This is a genomic window from Rhodobacter sp. NSM, from assembly GCF_052244495.1.
GTDB lineage: Bacteria > Pseudomonadota > Alphaproteobacteria > Rhodobacterales > Rhodobacteraceae > Cereibacter_A.
In genome coordinates this window covers 370006-392852 of the sequence record NZ_JBQPXH010000001.1, presented here as the reverse complement: position 1 = coordinate 392852, position 22847 = coordinate 370006, and the positions used below count along the sequence as shown (strand labels likewise).

Annotated in this window: 15 protein-coding genes; 8 read left to right on the top strand and 7 right to left on the bottom strand. The window is 65.8% G+C overall.

Annotated features, from left to right (window positions below):
* Nucleotides 1–6: 6 nt before the first annotated feature.
* The 7 genes from ACTVZP_RS01810 to ACTVZP_RS01780 are packed head-to-tail and all read right to left on the bottom strand — an operon-like array spanning nt 7 to nt 15734.
* Nucleotides 7–2643 (bottom strand): malto-oligosyltrehalose synthase, encoded by a 2637-nt coding sequence (locus ACTVZP_RS01810; RefSeq protein WP_443210368.1) that lies wholly within the window; start codon nt 2641–2643, stop codon nt 7–9.
* On the bottom strand, nt 2640–4457 hold the full coding sequence (gene malQ, locus ACTVZP_RS01805) for a 4-alpha-glucanotransferase (protein ID WP_443210367.1): 1818 nt from the start codon (nt 4455–4457) through the stop codon (nt 2640–2642). The genes ACTVZP_RS01810 and malQ overlap by 4 nt, the downstream gene beginning before the upstream one ends.
* The gene (gene treZ, locus ACTVZP_RS01800) at nt 4454–6232 is read right to left on the bottom strand and encodes a malto-oligosyltrehalose trehalohydrolase (RefSeq protein ID WP_443210366.1); all 1779 of its coding nucleotides are present in this window, start codon (nt 6230–6232) and stop codon (nt 4454–4456) included. Before treZ ends, malQ begins: the two co-directional genes overlap by 4 nt.
* Nucleotides 6225–8294, bottom strand: coding sequence for a glycogen debranching protein GlgX (gene glgX / locus ACTVZP_RS01795; protein ID WP_443210365.1), 2070 nt, complete (start codon nt 8292–8294; stop codon nt 6225–6227). The genes treZ and glgX overlap by 8 nt, the downstream gene beginning before the upstream one ends.
* Nucleotides 8291–10477, bottom strand: coding sequence for a 1,4-alpha-glucan branching protein GlgB (gene glgB / locus ACTVZP_RS01790; protein ID WP_443210364.1), 2187 nt, complete (start codon nt 10475–10477; stop codon nt 8291–8293). The genes glgX and glgB overlap by 4 nt, the downstream gene beginning before the upstream one ends.
* Nucleotides 10474–13785 (bottom strand): maltose alpha-D-glucosyltransferase, encoded by a 3312-nt coding sequence (gene treS, locus ACTVZP_RS01785; RefSeq protein WP_443210363.1) that lies wholly within the window; start codon nt 13783–13785, stop codon nt 10474–10476. The genes glgB and treS overlap by 4 nt, the downstream gene beginning before the upstream one ends.
* The gene (locus tag ACTVZP_RS01780; protein WP_443210362.1) at nt 13782–15734 is read right to left on the bottom strand and encodes an alpha-1,4-glucan--maltose-1-phosphate maltosyltransferase; all 1953 of its coding nucleotides are present in this window, start codon (nt 15732–15734) and stop codon (nt 13782–13784) included. The genes treS and ACTVZP_RS01780 overlap by 4 nt, the downstream gene beginning before the upstream one ends.
* 368 nt (nt 15735–16102) lie before the next feature.
* On the opposite strand from ACTVZP_RS01780, the gene ACTVZP_RS01775 reads away from it, so the two are divergent.
* From ACTVZP_RS01775 to ACTVZP_RS01740, 8 genes are all read left to right on the top strand, one after another.
* A complete protein-coding gene (locus ACTVZP_RS01775) occupies nt 16103–16435 on the top strand; it encodes an STAS domain-containing protein (RefSeq protein WP_443210360.1) in 333 nt (110 codons plus the stop codon).
* Nucleotides 16432–16800, top strand: coding sequence for a response regulator (locus tag ACTVZP_RS01770; protein WP_443210359.1), 369 nt, complete (start codon nt 16432–16434; stop codon nt 16798–16800). The genes ACTVZP_RS01775 and ACTVZP_RS01770 overlap by 4 nt, the downstream gene beginning before the upstream one ends.
* A 102-nt stretch (nt 16801–16902) precedes the next feature.
* On the top strand, nt 16903–17049 hold the full coding sequence (locus ACTVZP_RS01765; protein WP_443210358.1) for a hypothetical protein: 147 nt from the start codon (nt 16903–16905) through the stop codon (nt 17047–17049).
* Nucleotides 17050–17250: 201 nt separating this feature from the next.
* Entirely contained in the window at nt 17251–19044 is a 1794-nt protein-coding gene (locus ACTVZP_RS01760) for a chemotaxis protein (RefSeq protein WP_443210357.1), read from the top strand.
* Between the two features lie 75 nt (nt 19045–19119).
* Nucleotides 19120–21555, top strand: a complete 2436-nt coding sequence (locus tag ACTVZP_RS01755) for a methyl-accepting chemotaxis protein (protein WP_443210356.1) — start codon at nt 19120–19122, stop codon at nt 21553–21555.
* A 56-nt stretch (nt 21556–21611) separates the two neighbouring features.
* The gene (locus ACTVZP_RS01750) at nt 21612–22208 is read left to right on the top strand and encodes a chemotaxis protein CheD (RefSeq protein ID WP_443210354.1); all 597 of its coding nucleotides are present in this window, start codon (nt 21612–21614) and stop codon (nt 22206–22208) included.
* Nucleotides 22205–22474 (top strand): STAS domain-containing protein, encoded by a 270-nt coding sequence (locus tag ACTVZP_RS01745; protein WP_443210353.1) that lies wholly within the window; start codon nt 22205–22207, stop codon nt 22472–22474. Before ACTVZP_RS01750 ends, ACTVZP_RS01745 begins: the two co-directional genes overlap by 4 nt.
* Nucleotides 22475–22478: 4 nt before the next feature.
* Entirely contained in the window at nt 22479–22847 is a 369-nt protein-coding gene (locus ACTVZP_RS01740; protein WP_443210352.1) for a response regulator, read from the top strand.

Below are 22847 nucleotides of genomic sequence, written 5' to 3'. Positions count from 1 at the left end.
CGCCCGTCAGGATCCCGGCGTCGCGGCCTCACGCGCCACCAGCACGGCCACGGGCAGCCGACCGAAGCGCAGTTCGCCCGCAGCTTCCCGGCCTGTCACCAGGTCCTGCCAGCGTCCCTCCGGCAGCGGAAGCGCTGCCTCGTGGTTCCCGCTCCGGTTCAACCGGCAGGCGACCAGCATCCGGGCATCTTCCGCCTCGCGCAGGAAGGCGCAGATGCCCTCTCCCGCCTCCAGCGGCTCATAGCTGCCCCGGGCGAAAAGGTCCGGCAGATCGGACCGAAGCCGCAGGAGAGCAGCCGTCAGGGCGAGCTTCGCAGCCCCCTCGTGCGAGGTCACATCCGCAGGCGCCGTCTCCCTTGTTTCCGAAGCCAGCCGTTCGCGAAGCGCGAAATCCACCGGACGGCGGTTGTCGGGATCGACGAGGCTCTGCTCCCAGAGTTCGGCGCCCTGATAGGTGTCGGGCATCCCCGGAACCGTCAGCTTCAATACCGTCTGCACAAGGATGTTCGCCTCGGCCCCGGCCGCAATCTGCGCATGAAAGTCCAGGAACGAGCGCAGGAAGTCGCTGTCCGGCGACCCCAGCGCCCGGCCGATGAAGGCGCAGAAGGCCGCCTCGTAGTCCTCGTTCCCGAAGACCCAGCGGCTGTTGACCGCGGCCTCGCGGATCGACTTCATCATGCCGGCCTCGATCCGCTCGCGCAGTGCCGAAAGCTCGTCCGTCTTCGGCGCGGTCGTCCAGTCCATCGGCCAGACGCCCAGCAGGAGCTGGTAGAAGAAATACTCCTCGTTCCGGTCCACCGGCTGCTCGTCCGAGGCCAGCAGCCCGTGCCATTCCTCGACCTTCGCGGCCCATGCCTCGACATGGCCGCTGATCGCCGCGATCCGCATCCGCGCGTCCTCGCCGCGCTTCGTGTCATGGGTGGAGGTCGTCAGCATTCCCCCCGGCTCGCGCTCCAGCCGGTCGCGGTTGGCCGCATGAAAGGCCTCGAGGCTCACCCCGAACTGGCCCGGCTCGCTGCCTACCTCGTTCAGCGCGATCAGCCGCGAGTAGCGGTAGAGCGCCCGGTCCTCGAGACCCTTCGCCATCACCGGCCCGGTGAACTGCTGCAACCGCATCACGAGGGTCAGGATCTCGTCGAGCTTCTCGGGCTGCTCCCCGGCCAGATCCAGCGTCATCACCGCGGAAATGAAGTCGTAGATGCCCGGATCGACCTCGGGCGCCCGCGCCTTCGCGCGCTCCACCGCCGCCTCGACCCGCCCTCGGTCGCTGTCCGCAATGCCGTCGCGGTCGACGTAGGTGCGATAGACATCGAGCGCCGCGATCACCTGCGAAAGGCCCGATCGCACCGCCGCGCGGCCGAAGTCGCGGCGGCGCGGATCGTCCGCGACCAGCGCCAGCAGCCGGTCCGACAGGTTCTCGAGCTCTGCCGCCATCGGCTGCGCCATGATCTCCAGCTTCGCCTGATGCACCACATCCTCGGGCGCGTTCGTCTGGCCGGTGAATTCGGCATGGACCCGCGTCAAGGCCTCCTCGCCTGCGGGATCGACCAGCAGCCCCACCGCGAGGTTGGAAAATTCGTAGCCCGTGGTTCCGTCAGCCCGCCAGCTCGCCGGCAGCTGCTCGTCCGGGGCGAGGATCTTCTCGACATAGAGCGGGAACGGCCGGTCCAGCGACTGGCGCAGGCGCAGGCAGTAGCCCTTGGGATCCACCAGGCCGTCGATGTGGTCGATGCGGATCCCGTCGACCACGCCCTCCTCCATCAGCCGCAGGATCAGACGGTGCACGCCTGCGAAGACCTCGGCCTTCTCCACCCGGACGCCGGCCAGGTCGCTCATGGTGAAGAAGCGGCGGTAGTTGATCGCATCGCTGTCCATCGAGAACTTGGCCGCCCGCCAGTTCTGCGCCTCGGCCAGCCGGTCGAGCGCGGCCCAGCTTTCGAGATCACCGGGCGTCCCGCGAAAGGCGGCGACCGCCGCCGAGGGATCGACCTCGCGCAGACGCTGGCGAAGGTCGGGCCAGACGGGATCCGAAGGATCGGCCTCGCCCGCCGCCTCGAAGCGGGCCGCGAGTTCCTCGAAGCCCGGCGCCGCCCTGAGGATCATCGCATAGGTCTGCGGACACACCGGCAACTTGTGCGTGTCGTGCGCCCAGACCGCAAAGGCGCCCCGGTCGGCATCGTAGCGCAGGTCCAGCTCTCCCTGGGCCAGAACCTCGCCATACTGATCCCCGAGGAAGGGCACCAGTACCTTGCCGGCGAGCCCCGGTGTAGGGCTCGCCCAGTCGATGTCGAACCACCCCGCGACGGGGCTCTGCCGCCCCCATTCCAGAACCGAGAGCCAGAAGACGTTGTCCGCCCCCCCGACACCCATGTGGTTGGGCACGAAGTCCACGATCACCCCGATCCCGTGCTCGCGGAACGCGGCCGCCATGGCGCGGAACTCCTCTTCGCCGCCCAGCTCCGGGCTGATCAGGCTGTAGTGGACCCCGTCATAGCCATGCGTCGAGCCCTCGCGTGCGGCAAGGATCGGCGACGCATAGAGGTGACTGATCCCCAGCGTCGCGAAATAGGGCGCGAGCCTCGCCGCATCCGGAAAGCGGAAGTCGGAGGTGAACTGGATGCGGTAGGTCGCGCGGACGGTCATGAAGGATCCCTCGGTCGCTCGGCGGCGAGTGCGCCGGCGATGTTGCGGAAAAGAGCCGTGTCTGCCAGATCCTCCAGCGGCACGCCGAGCCGGCGCCGCCAGTTCGGATGTTCGTCCACGGTGGACGGCACGTTGACGGGCGCCACTTCGCCCGCCAGATCCTCGATCCGCACCGCGAAGAGTCGCGACGGTGTGCGGGCGAGATGGCGATGCACCGCCACCACGAGCGCTTCCGGAGGATCCTCCGGGCCGATCCGGTCGATCTCGTCCCACCCCAGAAGCCCGGCCCGGGCCAGATCCTCCAGAAGCTGGCGCCGCTCGGTCCAGCGGAAGTCGGCCTGATGGCGCGCCGCCTCTTCCGAGATCAAGCGGAAGTCGCGGCGGATCACCACGTCGTCGCCCCGCCACCAGCCGCGGAACGTCGGAAGATCATGCGTCGAGAGGCAGACCAGCGCTTCTTGCGGATAGTGTTCGGGCGCGATGTAGCCGTGGTCGTGGCGCTCGAAGAGCAGGATCCGATACGAGAGGATGTTCATCTGTGCCATGACGTCCCTGAAGCCGTCCGGCACATTGCCGAGATCCTCGCCGATGATGATGGTGCGGTTCCGGCGCGAGGCCGCGGCCAGTTCGCGCAACATGTCCTCGATCGGATAGCGGGCATAGGTGCCCTCCGGTGCGGTCATGCCGTCGGGGATCAGGAAGAGCTGCCAGACCCCCATGGCGTGGTCGATCCGGAGCGCGCCGGCGCGTCGCGTCGCGTCCTGCATCAGCGCGCCGAAAGGCGCCGCACGCAGATCGGCAAGCTTCACCGGCGACAGCGGCGCGAGGCCCCAGTCCTGGCCCTGCGCGTTGAACCAGTCGGGCGAGGCCCCGATCCGGAGCCCCGGCACCGCAAGACTCGGGTCGGACCAGGTGCTCGATCCATCGGGCACTTCGCCCACGGCGAAGTCGAGGTAGAGGCCGATCTTCATCCCCGCCTTGCGGCAGGCGTCCCGCGCCTCGCCAAGCTGCCGGTCGGCGATCCATTGCAGCCACAGGTGGAACCCGACATCCTCGGCATGCGCGTCCGCGAAGGCGGTCACGGCGGGGCTGCTGGGGTCATGATACTCCTCGGGCCAGCCGCGCCAGCCTGCGCCATGTCCCTCGGCCGCCATCCGGGCCGAGATCGCCTCGAAGAGAGCGTGGCGGCGCAACAGATCTCCTTCCACTGCGCAGAAACGGTCGAAGGCGACCGGATCGTCCGGCCCCTCGAGCCAGAGCCTGCGCAGGGCACCGATCTTCGCCGCCGCGACAGCGGGATAGTCCACCAGATCCGGCTCCTGCAGCGTCGACAGGTTCTCGGGGCGGAGCGCGTGGTGGTAGCCGGGCAACCGGTCCACGGCGATGTAGAGCGGGTTGAGGAAGCGCCGGTTCGACGGCGAGAACGGGCTGGTATGGGAAGGATTGGCGAGGAACAGCGCGTGCAGCGGGTTCAGCCCGATGAAGTCGGCCCCGCATGCACCGGCAATCCGCGCAAGCTCGCAGAGATCGGCGAAGTCGCCGATACCCCAGTTCCGCGCCGAGCGGATCTGGTAGAGCTGCGCCGCTATCCCCCACAGCCGCATCCCGCCCTCGGGCAGAAAGCACGGCTCTCCCTCCGGCGCCCGCATCTCGGGCGGCGCTGCACGGGGCGGCGGTCCTTCCGCCGGAATGCCGAAGGCAGTCAGCAACGCGAGAAGCGTCTCGGCGGGCGGGCTTACATAGGCGCCGCCAAGCGCGTGATAGCCGGGCTGGATGGCAAAGGCTGCGGCCCTGTCCTCGATAGTCTCGGTCATGCGGTCTCCTCGAGCGTGACCAGCACCGAACACGGCGGCACCGGCTGGCCGGGGACGGCCCCCGGTGAGGCATGGATCACACGCCCCGCCGCACCGGGCAAGTCCTGCGGCCGGTCATCGAGGTTCGCGCGCAGCCGCAGGATCGCCCCGTCGAGCTGCCAGTCCACCGACACCTGATCGTCGGAAACCGCAACCACCCGGCCGCCGTTGCCCGGTGCTGCATGCAGATGTGGCACGATCTCGCGCGCCCGGATGGCGAGCAGCTCCTTCACGAAGGCAAGCCAGGAGCGGCCCCGCTCGGTCTCGCGATGGAGCCAGTCGAGCTTGGACGACAGGAAGGTTCCCTCGGCGTTGGGATCCGGAACGGTGCGGGCAAGGTCGAGGTGCTGGAAGGCCGAGAAATGCGCGAATTCCCGGCGACGGCCATCGCGGACCGCGTCGGCAAGCTCGCCGTGGAAATCCGTGAAGAAGGTGAAGGGCCGCGTCTCGCCCCATTCCTCGCCCATGAACAGGAGCGGCACATGCGGCGACAGCAGCAGGATCGCCATCAATCCGCGCAGCCGCGCCTCGGGCGCCAGCGTCGTCAGCCGCTCGCCGAAGGCTCGGTTGCCGATCTGGTCGTGGTTCTGCAGGAAATCGACGAAGGCCGTCGGCGGCAAATGACCGGAGGGCTTCCCCCGCGGCGCGCCTTCGTGCTCGGAATGCTCTCCCTGATAGACGAAGCCCTCGGCCAGCGAGCGCGCGTATTTCTTCCAGTGATCCTTGACGAAGTCGCAGTAGTAGCCCTCGGTCTCGCCGGTCAGCAGCACATGCGCGACGTTGTGGAGGTCGTCGTTCCACTCGGCCGTGTGCAGCGTGATCTCGCCCTCCGGACCCCGCTCGTGAAGGCGCGTGATGTTGCGGTTGTCCTCGGTGGTGAGGTGGATCGGCCGGTCCGAGATGGCCTCGCGGATGGTGCGGGCCAGATCGACGAGCACTTCCGGATCGGATTCCGGATCGCGGATGTGGTCGGCCGCATCGATCCGCAGCCCGTCGAAGCGGAACTCGGTCAACCAGTAGAGCGCGTTGTCGATGAAGAAGCGCCGCACCGGCGGAAGATGATAGGCGATGGCATTGCCCCAGGGCGTGTGCCGCTCGGGGTCGAAGAAGTCGGGCGCATAGGCCCCGATGTAGTTCCCTTCGGGGCCGAAGTGGTTGTAGACGACGTCCAGCACGACGCTCAGCCCCAGCCCATGCGCGGCGTCGACCAGCGCCTTCAGATCCTCGGGCGTGCCATAGGCCGGATGCGGCGCGTAGAGCAGAACCCCGTCGTAACCCCAGCCGCGATTGCCCGCGAACTGCGCGACGGGCATGAGTTCGATCATCGTGACGCCGATCTCGGCCAGATGCGAAAGATGGTCCATCGCGGCGCGGAAGGTGCCTTCGGGTGTGAACGTCCCGACGTGCAGTTCCATCACCACGGTCTCGGCCCAGGGACGGCCCTTCCAGTCGTTCCGCCAGTCGAAGGCCGGATCCACCAGCTTCGAGAGGCCGTGCACGTCCCCCGCCTGCGCCCGCGCCGCCGGATCCGGCACCACCAGACCCCCTGCCAGCACGAAGCCGTATTCCATGCCGGCGGCGGCCGGGACGCGCGCCTCGAACCAGCCGTCGGAGGTCCGCTCCATCGGGTGGTCCTGTCCGTTCAGGCGCAGCATCAGCGTTTCCTGCAACGGCGCCCAGAGCCGGAAGTGCCCTGTGCCGTTCTCGATCCTCGGCCCCCAGGCCCAGCTACTCATGACATTCCTCCAGCACGATAAGACCCCTCGGCGGAACCGCGAAACCTGCCGCCCTCACGGGCTGCGGCCGCTCCGGCACCCGACCGGCGACGGTGTCGAGGATGAGCCTCCACCAGCCGTCGCAATGCGGCAGGGCGAAGGGCACCTCCTCGTAATGGCTGTTGAAAAGCGCGAGCACCGCGGGCCGGTTCCGGATCAGCAGGCCGAGCGTGCGGGCGGCCGGATTGTGCCAGTCGTCGGACGACATGACGCCCCCGTCCGGGCGCAACCAGGCGACTTCCACCGGCTCCTTCCCGACGGAGGCCTTGTGCAGGAACGACGCCTTGCGGAAAAGCGGGCGGCTCTTGCGCAGGGCGATCAGCCGGCGCGTGAAGTCGAGGAAGGCCGCGTCGCGCTCCGACGGATCCTCCAGCTTCAGCCAGTTCATTTCGTTGTCCTGGCAATAGGCGTTGTTGTTGCCGCCCTGGCTGCGCCCCACCTCGTCGCCCATCAGGATCATCGGCGTGCCCTGCGAGATCAGCAGCGTCGCCATCATTGCCCGGCGCATCCGGTCGCGGAGGTCCAGCACCTCCTCGTCCTCCGTGAGCCCCTCCTCGCCGCAGTTCCAGCTGCGGTTGTCGGAATGGCCGTCGCGGTTCTCCTCGTGGTTCGCCTCGTTGTGCTTGTCGTTGAAGGAGACCGTGTCGGCGAGGGTGAACCCGTCATGCGCCGTGACGAAGTTGACGCTGGCCCAGGGCCGTCGCCCGCGCCGGTCGAAAAGACCCGCCGAGCCCAGAAGATGGGAAGCGAGCCCCGGCAATTCGCCCTCGTCGCCCTTCCAGTAGGAGCGCACCGTGTCGCGATACTGGTCGTTCCACTCCGCCCAGCCCGGGGGAAAATTGCCCAGCTGATAGCCGACATGACCCGTATCCCACGGCTCGGCGATGAGCTTCACGCGCCCCAGCACCGGATCCTGGCGCACCGCATCGAGGAAGACCGCGTTCGGGTTGAACCCCTGCCGGTCACGTCCGAGCGAGGTGGCAAGGTCGAAGCGGAAACCGTCGACATGGCAGGCCTCGACCCAGTAGCGCAAGGAGTCCATCACCATCTGCAGCACCCTCTGGTGCCCGAGGTTCACCGTGTTCCCGCAACCCGTCGTGTCGTAGTAATAGCGCGGATCGTCGCCCAGCATGTAGTAGCTGGAGTTGTCGATCCCCTTGAAGGAGAGCGTGGGCCCGAGGTGGTTGCCCTCGGCCGTGTGGTTGTAGACCACGTCGAGGATCACCTCGATCCCGGCCTCATGCAGCCGGCGCACCATCAGCTTGAATTCATGCACCCCGCCACCGGGCGAGATGTAGCGCGTGGCCGGCGCGAAGAAGCCGATGGTGTTGTAGCCCCAGTAGTTCGTCAGCCCCTTCTCGATCAGGTAGCGGTCGTCGAAGAAGGCCTGCGTGGGCATGAGCTCGATGGCCGTCACGCCGAGCTTCACCAGATGGTCGATGGCCCGCGGATCGGCCAGCGCCGCGAAGGACCCCCGCACCCGGTCGGGGATGGCGGGATTGAGCGCGGTCATCCCCTTCACATGGGCCTCGTAGATGATCGTCTCGGCCCAGGGCGTGTTCGGGGGATAGTCCGGCCCCCATGTCACGGCCGGATCGACGACGACGCATTTCGGCATGACGAAGGCCGAGTCGCGCCGGTCGAACGAGAGGTCGCCGCGCGCATGGCCCATCCGGTAGCCGAAGACCGCATCGTGCCAGACGACCTCGCCCTGCAGCATCAGCGCATAGGGATCGATCAGCAGCTTGTTGGGATTGAAGCGCAGCCCCGCCTGCGGCTCGTAGGGTCCGTGGACCCGGTAGCCGTAGAGTTGCCCCGGCCGCACCTCGGGCAGATAACCGTGCCAGACCTCGTGCGTGTGTTCCGGCAGCGGCACGCGGGCGATCTCGCGCCGCCCGCGCGCGTCGAAGAGGCAGAGCTCCACCCTGCGTGCATTGGCCGAGAAGATGGCGAAGTTGGTGCCCGACCCGTCCCAGGTTGCCCCGAGCGGAAACGGACTGCCCTCCAGCAGCGCGAAGCTCATGCAGGCATGACCAGGATCGTCGCAAGAGGCGGCAGCGTCAGGCGCAGGGAGTGGGAGCGGCCGTGCCACGCGTGCTCCTCGGCATGCAGCGTGCCGGGATTGCCGACATCCGATCCGCCATAGATGCCGGCATCGGAATTCAGGATCTCGCGCCACTCGCCGCCTTCCGGCACGCCGATCCGGTAGTCGGATCGCACCACAGGCGTCAGGTTGCACACCGCAAGCACGGGCTTCTCGCCGGGCGCCTTGCGCAGGAAGCTCAGCACGCTGTTTTCGGTGTCGCCTGCGTCCACCCACTCGAAGCCCTCCGGATCGCAGTCCATCCGGTGCAGCGCGGGCTGCCTTCGGTATTCGCGGTTCAGGTCGGCGACCAGACGCTTCAGCCCCGAATGGGCCGGATCGTCCAGCAGGTGCCAGTCGAGAGAGGCATCATGGTTCCACTCGCGCTCCTGTCCGAACTCGCAGCCCATGAACAGGAGCTTCTTGCCGGGATGGGCCCACATGAAGCCGAAATAGGCGCGGAGGTTCGCGAACTTCTGCCAGCGGTCGCCCGCCATCTGCCCGATGAGCGACCCTTTCCCATGCACGACCTCGTCGTGGCTCAGCGGAAGCACGAAATCCTCGGAATAGGCATAGACCATGCCGAAGGTCAGGTCGTTCTGGTGGTGCTTCCGGTGGATCGGATCGCGCCGGAAATAGCCCAGCGTGTCGTGCATCCAGCCCATGTTCCACTTGAAGCCGAAGCCGAGCCCGCCGTCGCCGACAGGGCGGCTCACCTGCGGGAAGGCCGTGGATTCCTCGGCGATCGTGATGCACCCCGGATGGTCCTGCCGGACGCGCTCGTTCACGGCGCGCAGGAAGTCTATCGCCTCGAGGTTCTCGCGTCCCCCATGCCGGTTCGGCACCCATTCGCCCTCGTTCCGCGAGTAGTCCAGGTAGAGCATCGAGGCCACCGCATCGACCCGGAGCGCATCGACATGGTAGCGGTCCAGCCAGAACAGTGCCGAGGCTTGCAGGAAGTTCGACACCTCCTGCCGACCGAAATTGTAGATCTGGGTGTTCCAGTCGCGGTGGAAGCCCTGCCGCGGATCGGCATGGTCATAGAGATGCGTGCCGTCGAAATTCGCGAGCCCATGCGCATCCGACGGAAAATGCGCCGGAACCCAGTCGAGGATCACGCCGATCCCGTCGCGGTGAAGCCGGTCGACCAGCCGCGCGAAGCCCTCGGGCGGGCCGAAGCGCGCCGTCGGTGCAAAGAGGCCGATGGGCTGGTAGCCCCAGGATCCCGTAAAGGGATGCTCGCTGATCGGAAGGAACTCGACATGGGTGAAGCCCATCTCGCGCACGTAGGAGGACAGCTGCTCGCCCAGAGCGTCGTAGTCGAGCCCCTGCCTCCAGGACCCGGCATGCACCTCGTAGATCGAGATCGGAGCGGCGCGGTCCTGCCGGCTCGTCCGTTCCTGCATCCATCCGGCGTCGTGCCACTCGGCCTCGGGCAGCCCGTGCACCATCGAGGCGGTCGCGGGCGGTGCCTCCTGCGCGAAGGACAGCGGGTCGGATTTCAGCGGCAGACGCTCGCCGGACGGGCCGAGGATCTCGTACTTGTAGAAGTCGCCCCTGTGCAGTCCCGGGATGAAGAGTTCCCAGACACCGACCCCGATCCGCTTGCGCATCGGGTGCCGCCGCCCGTCCCAGGCGTTGAAGCCGCCCACGACCGACACGCGCTTCGCGTTGGGCGCCCAGACGGCAAAGCTCACGCCGTCGACACCGTCGATCGTCGCAGGATGGGCGCCGAGGCGGGTGTAGAGCTTGGTGTGCTGTCCCTCGCCGAGCAGGTATTCGTCGAGTTCGCCCAGCACGGCCGGGAAGCGATATGGGTCCTCCGCCTCCCACTCATGCGGCCCGGACGAGAAATGCAGACGATAGCGGAACCGGGCCTCGCCCGGCACCGGGCCGGCGAAGAAGCCCTCGGCGCCGATGCGCTCGAGGGTCGCCACCGGTTGCCCCGATCCGTCCAGCACCTTCACTTCCGCCGCCTGCGGAGCAAAGACACGAACGGAAAGCGGCTTGCCGTCGCCTCCGTGCATTCCGAGGACGGCGAAGGGGTCTCCGTGCGTCCCGCGCATGATGGAGGCCACGTCGCTTTCCGGGACGAGCTCATCGGGCTTCGGTGTCACGTTCATGCAGGTTCCCTGTCCAGCAGTTCCAGTAGGCCGCGCAGCGGGATACCGACCCAGGCGGGCCGGCTGCCCAGTTCATAGGAGGTCTCGTAGACCGCCTTCTGCACGAGGAAGAGGTCGAGCAGCGCACCGCGAAGCGCCGCCTCGGCGGGCAGGCTCGCGACGCCCTCTGCGGCAGCGTCGTAGGCCGCGAGGAAATCCGCCACGGCACGCTGCCGCCAGGCTTCCGCCCGGGCGACAGCCTGCTCGGCCGGAAGGCCGAAGCTCTCGGAATGGCGGGCGAGCGCCGCCGCGGCTGCATAGTCGAAGGACCGCAGCATGCCCGCCACGTCGCGCAGCGGCGACGACTTCTGCCGGCGTTCCTCCAGCGTTCGGCGCGGTTCGCCCTCGAAGTCGATGATCGCCACATCATCCTGCGCCAGCAACACCTGGCCCAGATGGTAGTCGCCGTGGATCCGCGTCAGCGCGCCGGACGCCGCGAAGCCGGTCACCCGGTCAAGCCGCGTCATGAGATCGCCGCGGCGCGCGAGCAGCGCCTCCGCTTGCGGCCGGACCTCCTCGGGCAATCCGGGACGCAGCCGCTCGAGCACCGAAAGCATGGCTTCGGCCTCGCCCTTCGCGGCTTCCGCCCAGTGCGAAAGCAGCTCGTCCGTCAGCGGCTCCATCCGGAAGGCCGGATCGTCCGTCTCGGCGGCAAAGGCACGATGCAGTTCGGCCGTGCGCTGGCCGAGAAGCCCCGCGATGGTCAGCGGGAAGGCAAACCCGTCCGTCTCGGGCACCGGCGCCTCGGATCCGCTCCACGCGCCATACTCGCCCAGATCGCGCACCAGCGCATCGAACAGCCCTCGCCACGCGTCGCCCATGTTCGCCACGAAGGCGAAGGCCGCGGCCAGCACGGTCGCCTCCTCTCCCTCGCCGGGCTGGAGGCTCACGACGCCCAGGAAGCGCGGCGTATGCGCATAGCCTGCGACTTCCGTCAGGAAGCGCGCGACCTCCACGTCCGGCTGTTCGCCCGAGCGAAGGCGGCGATAGAGCTTGAGGATGATCCGGTCGCCGAAGGCGATCGAGATGTTCGACTGCTCCGCCCCCAGATACCGGGGCTCACCAGGTTCGGCGATATCCGCAAGGCCTGAACCCGGCTCGAAGACGACGCTGCCGGACGATCCCTTGAGCCGACGTCCTTCCCGCAGCGCCTCCAGCATCGACTGGGCCATACGCTCGTCGTAGGCGCCGTCGATCAGGGCCCCGACCTGCGGCCCGCGCCGGACCTTCGCAAGCGTGAAGCTCAGCTTCGGCGCACCCGAGCGCAGCTGGTCCTCGCCCCAGAGCGTCGAGGCGGGGAGGAAATACTGCTGGGCCTCGCCCCCGACCTCGGCATCAAGGCGCACGAGCGCATGAGCCTCGGACAGGGAGCCGAGGATGCTGAGGCGCACGCTTGTGATCCGCTCTTCCTTGGCCCCGAACCACCGCTGCAACGGCAGCCAGGTCGGCAGGACATCCGTCTCCAGCTGTCCCCGCTCCCGCCCGGCGAGCGCCGTCTCGGCACGCCCGTCGCGGGTCGTCAGGGTGATGAAATCGGGCAGGATCTCGGGCATGGGCTGATGCCAGCTCGGCAGGGTCTGGTGGTCGGACAGGACGAACCAGTAGAAGCCATAGGGCGGCAGGGTCAGCATGTAGGGAAGATCCCCCACCGGCGGAAATTCAGACCGGCCCGTCAGTTCGACCGGCACGGATCCCCTGAACCGTGAAAGGTCGAGTTCGACCGCCTGTGCCGTATCCGACAGGTTGGCGACGCAGAGGATGTCGGTTCCCTCATGCCCCCGCACATAGGCCAGGACCTTCCGGTTCCGCGGGTAGAGCAGGCTCATCGTGCCCCGACCGAAAGCCGGATGCTGCTTGCGCACCGCGATCAGCCGCCGCATCCAGTTCAGGAGCGACGATGGATCGGCCGCCTGCGCCTCGACGTTGATCGCCTGATGACCGTAAACCGGATCAAGAATCGTCGGAAGGTAGAGCTGCTGGGGATTGCAGCGCGAGAAGCCTCCGTTCCGGTCCGCCGACCATTGCATCGGCGTCCTGACGCCGTCGCGGTCGCCCAGATAGTAGTTGTCGCCCATGCCGATCTCGTCGCCGTAATAGACAATGGGCGTGCCCGGCATGGACATGAGCATCTGGTTCAGAAGCTCGATCTTCCGGCGGTCGTTCTTCATCAGGGGCGCAAGCCGGCGCCGGATCCCGAGGTTGATCCGTGCGCGCGAGTCCTCGGCATAGAAGCGCCACATGTAGTCGCGCTCCTCGGCCGTCACCATCTCGAGCGTCAGTTCGTCGTGGTTCCTGAGGAAGATCCCCCATTGGCAGCTTTCCGGAATTTCCGGCGTCTGCCGGATGATGTCCGTAATGGGATGCCGGTCGGCCTGCGCCAGTGCCATGTACATCCGCGGCATCAGCGGGAAATGGAAGCCCATGTGGCACTCGTCGCCCTCGCCGAAATAGGGCCGCGTGTCCTCGGGCCACTGGTTCGCCTCGGCGAGCAGCATCCGGTCGGGGAAATGCCTGTCGAGGTCAGCGCGGATCCGCTTCAGGACGTCGTGGGTCTCGGGCAGGTTCTCGTTGTTGGTCCCCTCGCGTTCCACCAGGTAGGGGATCGCGTCGAGCCGCAGCCCGTCCACGCCCATGTCGAGCCACATCCGCATGATCTTCAGCACTTCCTCGAGGACGCGCGGATTGTCGAAGTTCAGGTCGGGCTGGTGCGAGTAGAAGCGGTGCCAGTAATAGGCCCCCGCCACCGGATCCCAGGTCCAGTTCGACTTCTCGGTGTCGAGGAAGATGATCCGCGTCTCAGGGAATTTCTGGTCGGTGTCGCTCCAGACATACCAATCGCGCGCAGCCGATCCCTTCTTCGCCCGCCGGGCCCGCTGGAACCAGGGATGCTGGTCCGAGGTGTGGTTGATGACAAGCTCGGTGATGACGCGAAGGCCGCGCTTGTGCGCCTCCTGCACGAAGAGCTTGAAGTCCCGCATCGCGCCGTAGGACGGGTTGATCGAGCGGTAATCCGAGATGTCATAGCCGTCGTCGCGCAGCGGCGAGGGATAGAACGGCAGAAGCCAGATCGCCGTCACGCCCAGCGCCTGCACGTAGTCCAGCCGCTGCATGAGGCCGGCGAAATCGCCGATCCCGTCGCCATTCGCGTCCTGGAAGGCCTTGATGTGCAACTGGTAGATGATCGCGTCCTTGTACCAGTCGCTCTGGCTGCGATCGATCCCGTCGGTCCGGCGAACGGCGACGGTCGCGGGGGGCACGGTCTGGTTCATCTCGGCACCCCCGGCGCATAGAGCCGCCAGATGGCATAGGGGCGGCTGTGAGGCTCGAGTTCGAGCCACTGCCACTTGCCGTGCCAGGTGAAGCGATTGCCGTTCAGCAGGTCCTCGACCTCGACCGAGGCATCATCCGGCAGGCCGAACTCCCACAGTGGAACCTCGAATTCGAAGGTCTGCGCATTGTGCGGATCGAGATTGACGTGGAAAAGCAGGAAGTCCGACTTGTCCGGCGTGCTCTTGCCATAGGCGAGCACGGCGTCGTTGTGTGCGTCGTAGAAGCGGAGCCGCGTGAAGTCGCGCATCGCGGGGTGGCTGCGGCGAATGTGGTTCATCAGCCGGATGTCATCCTGAATATTGCCCGGCTGGTCGAAGTCCCAGGCGCGCAGCTGGTATTTCTCGGAGTTGAAGTACTCCTCCTTGCCCGGAACAGGCGTCGCATCGCAGATCTCGTAGCCGTTGTAGATGCCGTAGTTACCCCCAAGCGTCGCAGCCAGCGCCAGCCGCACGCGGAAGCCGGGCCGGCCCGAGTGCTGGAGGTAGACCGGATTGATGTCCGGCGTGTTGGCGAAGAAGTTCGGCCGCATGTAGTGCCTACAGTCCTCGGTGGTGAGCTCGGTAAGGTATTCGATCAGCTCGTGCTTGGTGTTGCGCCAGGTGAAGTAGGAGTAGCTCTGCGAGTAGCCGACCTTGCCCAGCCGCTTCATCACCTTGGGCCGCGTGAACGCCTCGGCGAGGAAGATCACGTCGGGGTGCTTGCCACGCACTTCCTCGATCATCCATTCCCAGAAGGGGAAGGGCTTGGTGTGCGGATTGTCCACGCGGAAGATCTTCACGCCCTTCTCCACCCAGAAGAGCACGACGTCGCGCAGGGCATACCAGAGCTCGGGAAGGGCTCCGCGGTAGAAGTGGACGTTGACGATGTCCTCGTATTTCTTCGGCGGGTTTTCCGCGAACTTGATGGTGCCGTCGGGCCGCCAGTCGAACCATTCCGGATGCTCCTTGATCCACGGATGATCCGGAGCGCATTGGATCGCGAAGTCGAGCGCGATCTCCAGCCCGTGCGCATGGGCCGCTTCGACCAGCCGGCCGAAGCTCTCGAAATCGCCCAATTCGGGATGAAGGGCATCATGCCCGCCCTCGTCCGAGCCGATGGCATAGGGTGAGCCGGGATCCCCGGGCTCGGGCGTCAGCGAGTTGTTGCGCCCCTTCCGGTTCACGCGACCGATCGGATGGATCGGCGTGAAGTACAGCACGTCGAAGCCCATGTCGCGCACGTAGGCGAGCTTGCCGATGACATCGTCAAAGGTGCCGTGCCGTTCGGGATCGCCCGACTGCGAACGCGGCATCATCTCGTACCAGGCCGAAAACGCAGCGGCTTCCCGATCGGCGAAGATGGGCAGGATCTTGTGACAGGTGAGGTTGGTGCGTGGGCCGGACCGATGCATTGCCGCCACCACCTCGGCCGCGTTCATCCGGGCGAAGCGCGCACTCTGGTCCTGAGACTCGTCATCCTCTGACAGGATGCGATCGATCAGCGCGCGGTCCTCTCCCTCGGCCGCCTCGACTGCCTCGAGGAGCCGCCGCCCTTCTTCCAGTTCGAGGAGGATGTTCTGTCCCGCGGCGAGCTTCTTGGCGACCTCCTTCCGCCAGGACGCGAAGAGGTCGCGCCACGCGAGGAACGTCAGCTCATGCGCGTCGTTTTCGGCGAAGACGACCTCGGCGCGCCAGCGGTCGTTGACGAGGAACTCCATGCGGACCTCGGTCCAGTCCTCGGCCCCGCGCCTGCGATGCAGGACAGCCGCGTCGATGCTGTCGTGCCCGTCGCAGAAGATGTCGGCCTCGACCGTCACAGGCCAGCCGGCCACGACCTTCGCAGGGAAGCGCCCTCCGTCGATTTCAAGATTGATGCCCTCGATGGCCACTCGCGAGTTCGCAAGCACCATCAATCGCTCGTTCTCCGCACCGCGCCTCACGCTGGAAGTCCCACGTCGTGCCGTTGCACGCCGCGGAGCCGCCGCGCTTGCCTCGCCCACTGCTCCAGGCCGCTTAACCTCGGAGTCCGGTCCTTTCGGAGCGCGCAATGCACGGGCAGCCCGCTTGCGGCCGCTCTCGCCATCCCTGTCCGTCACGCCTTGATCCCCATTCTCGTCGAGTGTGTGGGGTCAACAGGACCGACGAGGCTTTGGTTCCCTCTTTGGGCCGATCCCTCGACCTTTGGCATTTTAGGCAGTCCGTCTCAAGCATTAGGGAAACCTTATGTGTTGACGCGGCAGAACCGGAAGGAACGGACCAAACATTCGAGGCCCCTCCCATGCCCGCATCTCACACTCTCGTCAGTCTCCCTCCCCGGGCCGGCCTCCGCGAGGCAGGGCCGCTTGCAGCCGAACTCGCCGGCGCCATCGCGACCTTGCGCCCCATCCGGATCAAGACCGACGAGGTCGAGGATGTCGGGCTGCCCATCGTCCAGCTTCTCGTCGCAGCGCACCGACAGGCGCGGGCGGCCGGCGTGCGGATCGAGGTGCCGGTCTCGGCCGGTTCGCCCATGGCCGAGGCGCTGGCCGTCCACGGGCTCGGCCCGGGAAGCGGCCTCGTCATCGCCGATGACCTCTGGATCGGCCTTGCAGCGGAAGGACGCCACGCATGAGCAAGACGATCCTCGCCGTCGACGATTCCCCCTCCGTTCGCCAGATGGTGCGCCTGACGCTGACGGGGGCAGGCTATTCGGTTGTCGAGGCTGTCGACGGGCAGGATGCGCTCGAAAAGGCCTCCGCACAGCGTTTCGATGCCATCCTGACAGACCAGAACATGCCCCGTCTCGACGGCATCGGCTTCATCCGCAAGTTCCGCGACACAGCCGAGGGAAAGGGAGTGCCGATCATCTTCCTCTCCACCGAGTCGCAGGATGCGCTGAAAGCCCAGGCGAAGGCCGCCGGTGCCATCGGCTGGATGATCAAGCCCTTCGATCAGGCCCAACTGCTCGCTGTCGTCAAGAAGGTGGCCGGCGCCTAGCCGCGCTCCGCCTGCAGATGCGCCGGACGACTTGCCCGAGGCGCCTCGGCGCCCTGTCGGCCAGCCGCTCGCACGGCCTCTGAAGCAAGGAGATGACGTCTCATGAGACTGTCCATCAAGCTGAAACTCGCCGGCTCGTTCCTCGCCGTGCTGCTCGCGTCGGGCGGCGCGCAGATGGGGGCGCTGCGCAACCTCTGCCACGGCCGGGCAGAACGGCACCGCCTGCCCGGTCGGCCGCGACCAACCTGAGGCGGCGACCGGCAGCGGGTTCGCCTTCGATCCTGCCGACAAGCACGGCAACCCGGGCACCGCCTCTGGCCGGAGTGAAGCAGAGAATGCCGCCTGATTCAGGCGGTCCTCGCGTCCAGGACCCGGCCGTTCGAACCCTGCCCGCGCATTCCACCGACGCTCATCCACCCGTATCCCGCCACCTTCTGAACAGGATATCCGATGTCCCTTCCAAATGCTCTTCCAGGCCAGGACACGCCGGCAGCGGTGGACATCCATGCAGATGCAGCGGCGGTCGCAGAAGATGGATCCCTGCCGGCAACAGACAGCAGACGACCCGTGTCGGCAAGCGCGCTGCAACGTGCAGCGGGGCGTGTCTCCAGCCTCGCCCAGGCGACGGAAAAGGCATTCCTGCGGGCCGGATCCAGCCTTGAGAGAGCCATCTCCCGCTTCGACCGCCTTTCGGCCCCGCTTACGCAGCTGGCGGCGGTGGCGGAAGCCGGCGAATTCCGACAAGCCACCACCGACGCCGGACTTCTGGAAGAAAGCGCCATAACGTTCGCCGAGCAGAGCCAACCCCTGTTCGAGCGGATCGTGGCCCTCTCGACGGCAGCCGGGGCACTGGGATCAGATCTCGGCTCCATGCGTCAGGTGATCCGCACCATGTCCATCGTCGCGCTGAACGCGCGAGTCACGGTGGCTTCGCTGCCGGGCCAGAATTCGGGCCTGGACGTCTTCACCACTGCAGCAACCGCGCAGGTCATCGAAGCCGGCGACATCATCGGACAGATCGCCGATGCGGTGGAGCAGATGGCCCTCCGCCTGGATCTTGCGGCCGGAGAGGCGGCGAACCTCTCTCATCTGTTGCGTCGTCAACTCGGCCCGGCCCTCGCCGGGTTGCGGCTCGACATGGCGGCCTTCGAAGCCGACCTCGCACGAACCACGGCGGACGGAAGTGTGCTTCTCGCCCGCGGAGATGAGTTCCGCAGGGCCGTCACGACCGCGGTTCTTTCGCTGCAGATCGGCGACACGACGCGCCAGCGACTGGAACATGTGGCTGCAATCCTGCTCGGCGCAGTGGATTCCGATGAGCGTTCCGACGCTGTTTCACGGGTTTCGCTCCTGTTGGCCGCCGCGCATCTGCGCGATGCTCACGAGCGCCATGCCGCGGCCATCGTCACGGCACGCTCCGCGCTGCGCGATTCCGCCCAGTCCGCTGCCGAAATCGGACGACTCAGCGGCCGCGTCGGCAATGCTCCTCGGCACAACCTCAAGCTTCACCTCGAACAACTCCGCTCCATCATCGAATGCTGCAGGACGACCCAGTCCCGGCTCGTTTCGGCCGCCAGGGAATTGTCTGAAGGACTTGGCAATCTTCTTCACGTCCTCGAGCGGATGTCGGGAGTGGAAGAGCGCATGAGCATGATCGGCCTGAACGCAGTCATCGCATGCGTCCAACTCGGCGACGAGGCTCTCGCCCTCCGCGAGATCTCGCTGCAATTGCGGGATCTGGCGGCGACTTCCGCCGATCGCCTTGGGCAGATCACGCAGCGTCTTTCTGCCATGGGAGATGAGGCGCTGACTGCTGCGGTGGACCTCGAAGGTCGCTTCAAGGACGATCTCGACCAGTTGACGAATGCGGGGGACCGCGTCTTCACTCTGCTCTCCCAGATAGAGACGGGCATCCTCGAGACAGGCTCGACCGTGGAGAGGGAGCGGCGCCTCGCAGAGCGCGACGTTGCGGCAGGCATATTTGCCCTTGATGGGCATTCCGCCTCCTTCTCGGAGCTCGTGGAAACAACGCCGGCATTGGAGAGCCTGGCGGACCTGCGTTCCGGGGATGCCGAGACACCGGCAGCAGCGCTTGCACTGCCCGCCATCCGCACAGCCTACACAATGGCTGCCGAGAGGCTCGTCCATGACACCCTGCTTGCAGAGCTTGGCCTCCAAGGGTCGGTCGACGATGCGGAATCAGCCGAAGTGCCGGCCGACGACATCGCAGACTTTCTGTTCTGAGAGCCGCAGGACTTCATCATTGATAAAGGGCCACGGCCTAAGTTTGTCCGGCGCCTCCGGGACAAGAGCTACACCTTGCCACCCCAGATCAGCCTGTCGCTGGCGAAAGAAGTGGATGACAATATGAACGGGACCGAGATCCCCCTCCTGCATCGGCTGAAAAGTCCATTGGTCTACGCGGCAGGTGCGATACTTCCGCTCTTGGTCGGTCTTTCCACCGCGTATCTTCTTCTTGACCGCCAGTTCTCTGATGTCGCCCACAGGCAAGCGAGCGCAATTTCGGGCCTCATTGCCAATGAGGGGCGCGCCGCACTTGCGTTTCGGGATCAACACCGGCTGACGAGTCTTTTCGTATCTGCGGCGTCGAATTACCCTGTCTCCGGCCTGTCAGCGGTCGCCATTGACGCCGATGGGCTCCAAATTGCCGGATCCCCCGGTTCAGCACCTTCGGGAGACCTTCTGGATCTCGCGCGACAATCTCTTGCCTCGCGCCAGACGATGGCGCAATCAGACCAGCCGATGGTTGCGGTTCCTCTGAGCCGCGAGGGCGACGGATCGCCCGCCGGCGCTATTTCCATCTTCGTCCCGCCGCTGCAACCTGCGTATCCACCGGCGCTTCCTCTCGCCGCGCTTGTTTCCGGCATCCTGACCTGTCTGACGGCGCTCGCGTTGATCGGCTGGCAGCGACGCGCGAACCGCCGCGCCACTCTCCAGATGATAGAGCATATGCGATGCGGTCGGCCATCGGACACCCGACTGCCCGAGCGCCTGACCAGAAACGACCCTGAAATGGCTGCGGAACTGCACCGCTTGTCGACGCTCGTCCGGGATATGAGACAGGAGCTGACGACACTCAGAACCCGATCTGCGTCTCTGGACGCCATGCCAACCGCGTGGATCCTGCTGGATGCGGATTGCACGATTCAGGCTGCGAGCGCGCCTGCGAAAATGCTGCTTTCCGCTGCTGATCAAGATCCGCTGGATGGTCGCATTGTATCGAAGCTGCATCCGGAACTGGGACGCTTGGCAGCCAATCCCTCCATTGGCCCAATAAAGCTGTTCATCGGCGATCGCATTCTTGAAGCCACCGCAGACTCCACCGGTGGAACAGGAAGCGTCATGATGAACTTGACGGATCACACCGAGAGCCATCTCCGTGATCAACTGCTCCAGAGGATCATCAGCCAGACCGCCTGCGCTACTTATGACAGCTCAGGCAAACTCGTTCATGCCAGCAGGCGCTTCGCCAAGCTCATGGGATCTTCTGCCGCTTCGATAGCATCCCTTGGGAATGAAGCGGCGGACTGGCAGAGACTTATGAAGGAAGCCCGAACGGCCGGCGCAACCCAGTTTCAAGCTGTGACCGAGTCGATTTCATCATCAATCAGCGCGACTATCGATATTTTCTCCACTTCATCGGGCGACTTCCTGCTGCTTGCGACCGAGACGCACTACCCGCGGACAAGCGACGAGCAGCCAGTCGACCAGAAATTGCATATTGCGGTCGTCGAAACCATCGGTGGGGGCCTGCACCACCTCGCCAACGGCAATCTGTCGTTCCAGATCGAGGCGCCGTTGCCAGATCCCTTCGACGCCTTGCGGACCGACTTCAATCAAGCGGCACAGGGTCTGGCGGCACTGGTGGATGACATCCATTCCTCGGCGGAGAGCATCCGCGACGAAGCCCGCGACATCAGTTCCGCCGCACAGTCCTTGGCCCAAAGAACCGAAAGCACGGCGGCGACGCTTGAAGAAACCGCTGCGGCCCTGGATGGACTCACAACATCGGTCCGGGCGGCTGCAGACGGGGCGGCGGAAGCAGATCGAGTGGTGGCGGATGCCAAGGCCAATGCAGAGCAGAGTGGCCACGTCGTCGTGGAGACGGTCGCTGCGATGGACATGATTGCGGCTTCATCCGACAAGATCACGACCATCGTGAAGGTGATCGATGACATCGCCTTTCAGACGAACCTGCTGGCGCTGAATGCGGGTGTGGAGGCCGCAAGAGCGGGCGATGCGGGACGAGGCTTCGCGGTCGTTGCTTCTGAGGTCCGCGCGCTGGCGCAGCGTTCCTCCGAGGCTGCGCGAGAGATCACTGACCTGATCCTGAAAAGCGGCAACCAGGTCCGCCGCGGTGTCGATCTGGTTGGCAAGACCGGCGAAGCCCTGAAGCAGATCGTTGCTTCCGTATCCGAAATCTCCACTCTGGTTTCGGACATCGCGGTCTCGTCGAGAAACCAGTCGGCGTCCCTGGCGGAAATCAACTGCGCCGTCAACAATCTTGATCAATCGACCCAGCAAAACGCCGCGCGCCTCGAGGAAGCCACGGCTGCAAGCGAGTCGCTCACGCAGAACGCCGGTGTTCTCTTCGAGGCCGTTCAGCAGCTTCAGGTGCAGCAGGGCAAGCGCGGGCGCGGACGAGTCGTCAGTTTCAAGGCGCGCTCATCAAATCCCGAGCTGCGTACGGCGTCCACCGCAACCAAGGCGGAACCCGGCTGGGAGGACTTCTAAAGATGCGTGAACATTCATACGGCAACTGGCTTGTTCCGTGGCAGTGAGTGTGACCCATGAACAGCCCGTTCTTCGAACCATTGCCCGATAGATCAAAAGTCACCAACGTCGTGCAGGGCTCCTGTGTCGCATCGAATTCGCAGTTCGAGGTGTATTCCACAACCCTCGGATCCTGCGTGTGTACTTGCCTTTCTGATCCAGTCGCACGCGTCGGCGGGATGAACCACTTTCTGCTCCCTTCGGCGGGCCGCGACGACTCCCGGCACCTTCGATACGGATCTAATGCAATGGAATTGCTGATCAATGCACTTCTGAAGCTTGGCGCCGATCGCGATCGGCTGGAAGCGAAGCTGTTCGGCGGAGCAGCGATGACCCCACAACTGGGAGCGATTGGCAAAGCCAATGCAGATTTTGCTCAAGAGTACCTTGCCCAGGAAGGAATTCGCTGCACCGCCCAGAGCCTCGGCGGCGTCGTTGCTCGACGGATCCGCTTTTGGCCCGCTACCGGTCGCGTGCAGCAGATGTTTCTCACCCAGCACGACGCCATTCCGGTCGAGCGACCCCGGTTTCGTGCACGCGGCGGTGCCGGCGAGGTCACGTTTTTCAGAGGCGAGAGATATTCGAATAGTGCCAGCCCGAAGAGAGGCCAATGACAAATTTTCTAGAACTCCCCACCCGCCTCGACCACAAGGGCTCGCGGCAGCTCTATGCGGCCCTTCTTGCCATGCAGCCGGGCGACACATGTCTCTCTGCCGGGAAGGTGGTCTTTGTCGGCGGGTTGGCATTGCAGATATTGATCTCGGCTGCCTCCAAATGGCGCGCTGAGGGCTTCCGCTTCTCCTGCCATCCAATGTCGCCCGCCTTCGCCGATGACATCGCCCGGATGGGCGTCGATCCCAAGGAATTCGAGGAGAACTAGCACCATGACGCTGACCGTGCTCGCAATTGATGACTCGCGAACCATCCGGGAACTCCTTCGGGAAGCCCTGGTCCGGGCCGGGTTCAATGTTCACGTCGCGATCGACGGCATTGACGGTCTGGAAAAGCTGGAGGCCGCAAATCCGGATGCCGTCATCACGGACATCAACATGCCGCGCCTCGACGGCTTCGGCTTCATCCAGGCGGTCCGGGAGCAGCCAGACCATTCCGCCTTGCCCATCATCGTCCTGACGACCGAAAGCGCTGCCGAACTGAAGGCCCGCGCGCGCGATGCCGGTGCCACGGCGTGGATCGTGAAGCCCTTCGACGAGGCCAAGCTCGTCTCTGCGCTCAGGCGCGTGACGGCTGCGTGA

What these genes read in the sequence shown, in the direction of transcription:
- ACTVZP_RS01810 (WP_443210368.1), bottom strand. Translation starts at nt 2,643, where the DNA reads ATGACCGTCCGCGCGACCTACCGCATCCAGTTCACCTCCGACTTCCGC.
- malQ (WP_443210367.1), bottom strand. Translation starts at nt 4,457, where the DNA reads ATGACCGAGACTATCGAGGACAGGGCCGCAGCCTTTGCCATCCAGCCC.
- treZ (WP_443210366.1), bottom strand. Translation starts at nt 6,232, where the DNA reads ATGAGTAGCTGGGCCTGGGGGCCGAGGATCGAGAACGGCACAGGGCAC.
- glgX (WP_443210365.1), bottom strand. Translation starts at nt 8,294, where the DNA reads ATGAGCTTCGCGCTGCTGGAGGGCAGTCCGTTTCCGCTCGGGGCAACC.
- glgB (WP_443210364.1), bottom strand. Translation starts at nt 10,477, where the DNA reads ATGAACGTGACACCGAAGCCCGATGAGCTCGTCCCGGAAAGCGACGTG.
- treS (WP_443210363.1), bottom strand. Translation starts at nt 13,785, where the DNA reads ATGAACCAGACCGTGCCCCCCGCGACCGTCGCCGTTCGCCGGACCGAC.
- ACTVZP_RS01780 (WP_443210362.1), bottom strand. Translation starts at nt 15,734, where the DNA reads ATGGTGCTTGCGAACTCGCGAGTGGCCATCGAGGGCATCAATCTTGAA.
- ACTVZP_RS01775 (WP_443210360.1), top strand. Translation starts at nt 16,103, where the DNA reads ATGCCCGCATCTCACACTCTCGTCAGTCTCCCTCCCCGGGCCGGCCTC.
- ACTVZP_RS01770 (WP_443210359.1), top strand. Translation starts at nt 16,432, where the DNA reads ATGAGCAAGACGATCCTCGCCGTCGACGATTCCCCCTCCGTTCGCCAG.
- ACTVZP_RS01765 (WP_443210358.1), top strand. Translation starts at nt 16,903, where the DNA reads ATGAGACTGTCCATCAAGCTGAAACTCGCCGGCTCGTTCCTCGCCGTG.
- ACTVZP_RS01760 (WP_443210357.1), top strand. Translation starts at nt 17,251, where the DNA reads ATGTCCCTTCCAAATGCTCTTCCAGGCCAGGACACGCCGGCAGCGGTG.
- ACTVZP_RS01750 (WP_443210354.1), top strand. Translation starts at nt 21,612, where the DNA reads ATGAACAGCCCGTTCTTCGAACCATTGCCCGATAGATCAAAAGTCACC.
- ACTVZP_RS01745 (WP_443210353.1), top strand. Translation starts at nt 22,205, where the DNA reads ATGACAAATTTTCTAGAACTCCCCACCCGCCTCGACCACAAGGGCTCG.
- ACTVZP_RS01740 (WP_443210352.1), top strand. Translation starts at nt 22,479, where the DNA reads ATGACGCTGACCGTGCTCGCAATTGATGACTCGCGAACCATCCGGGAA.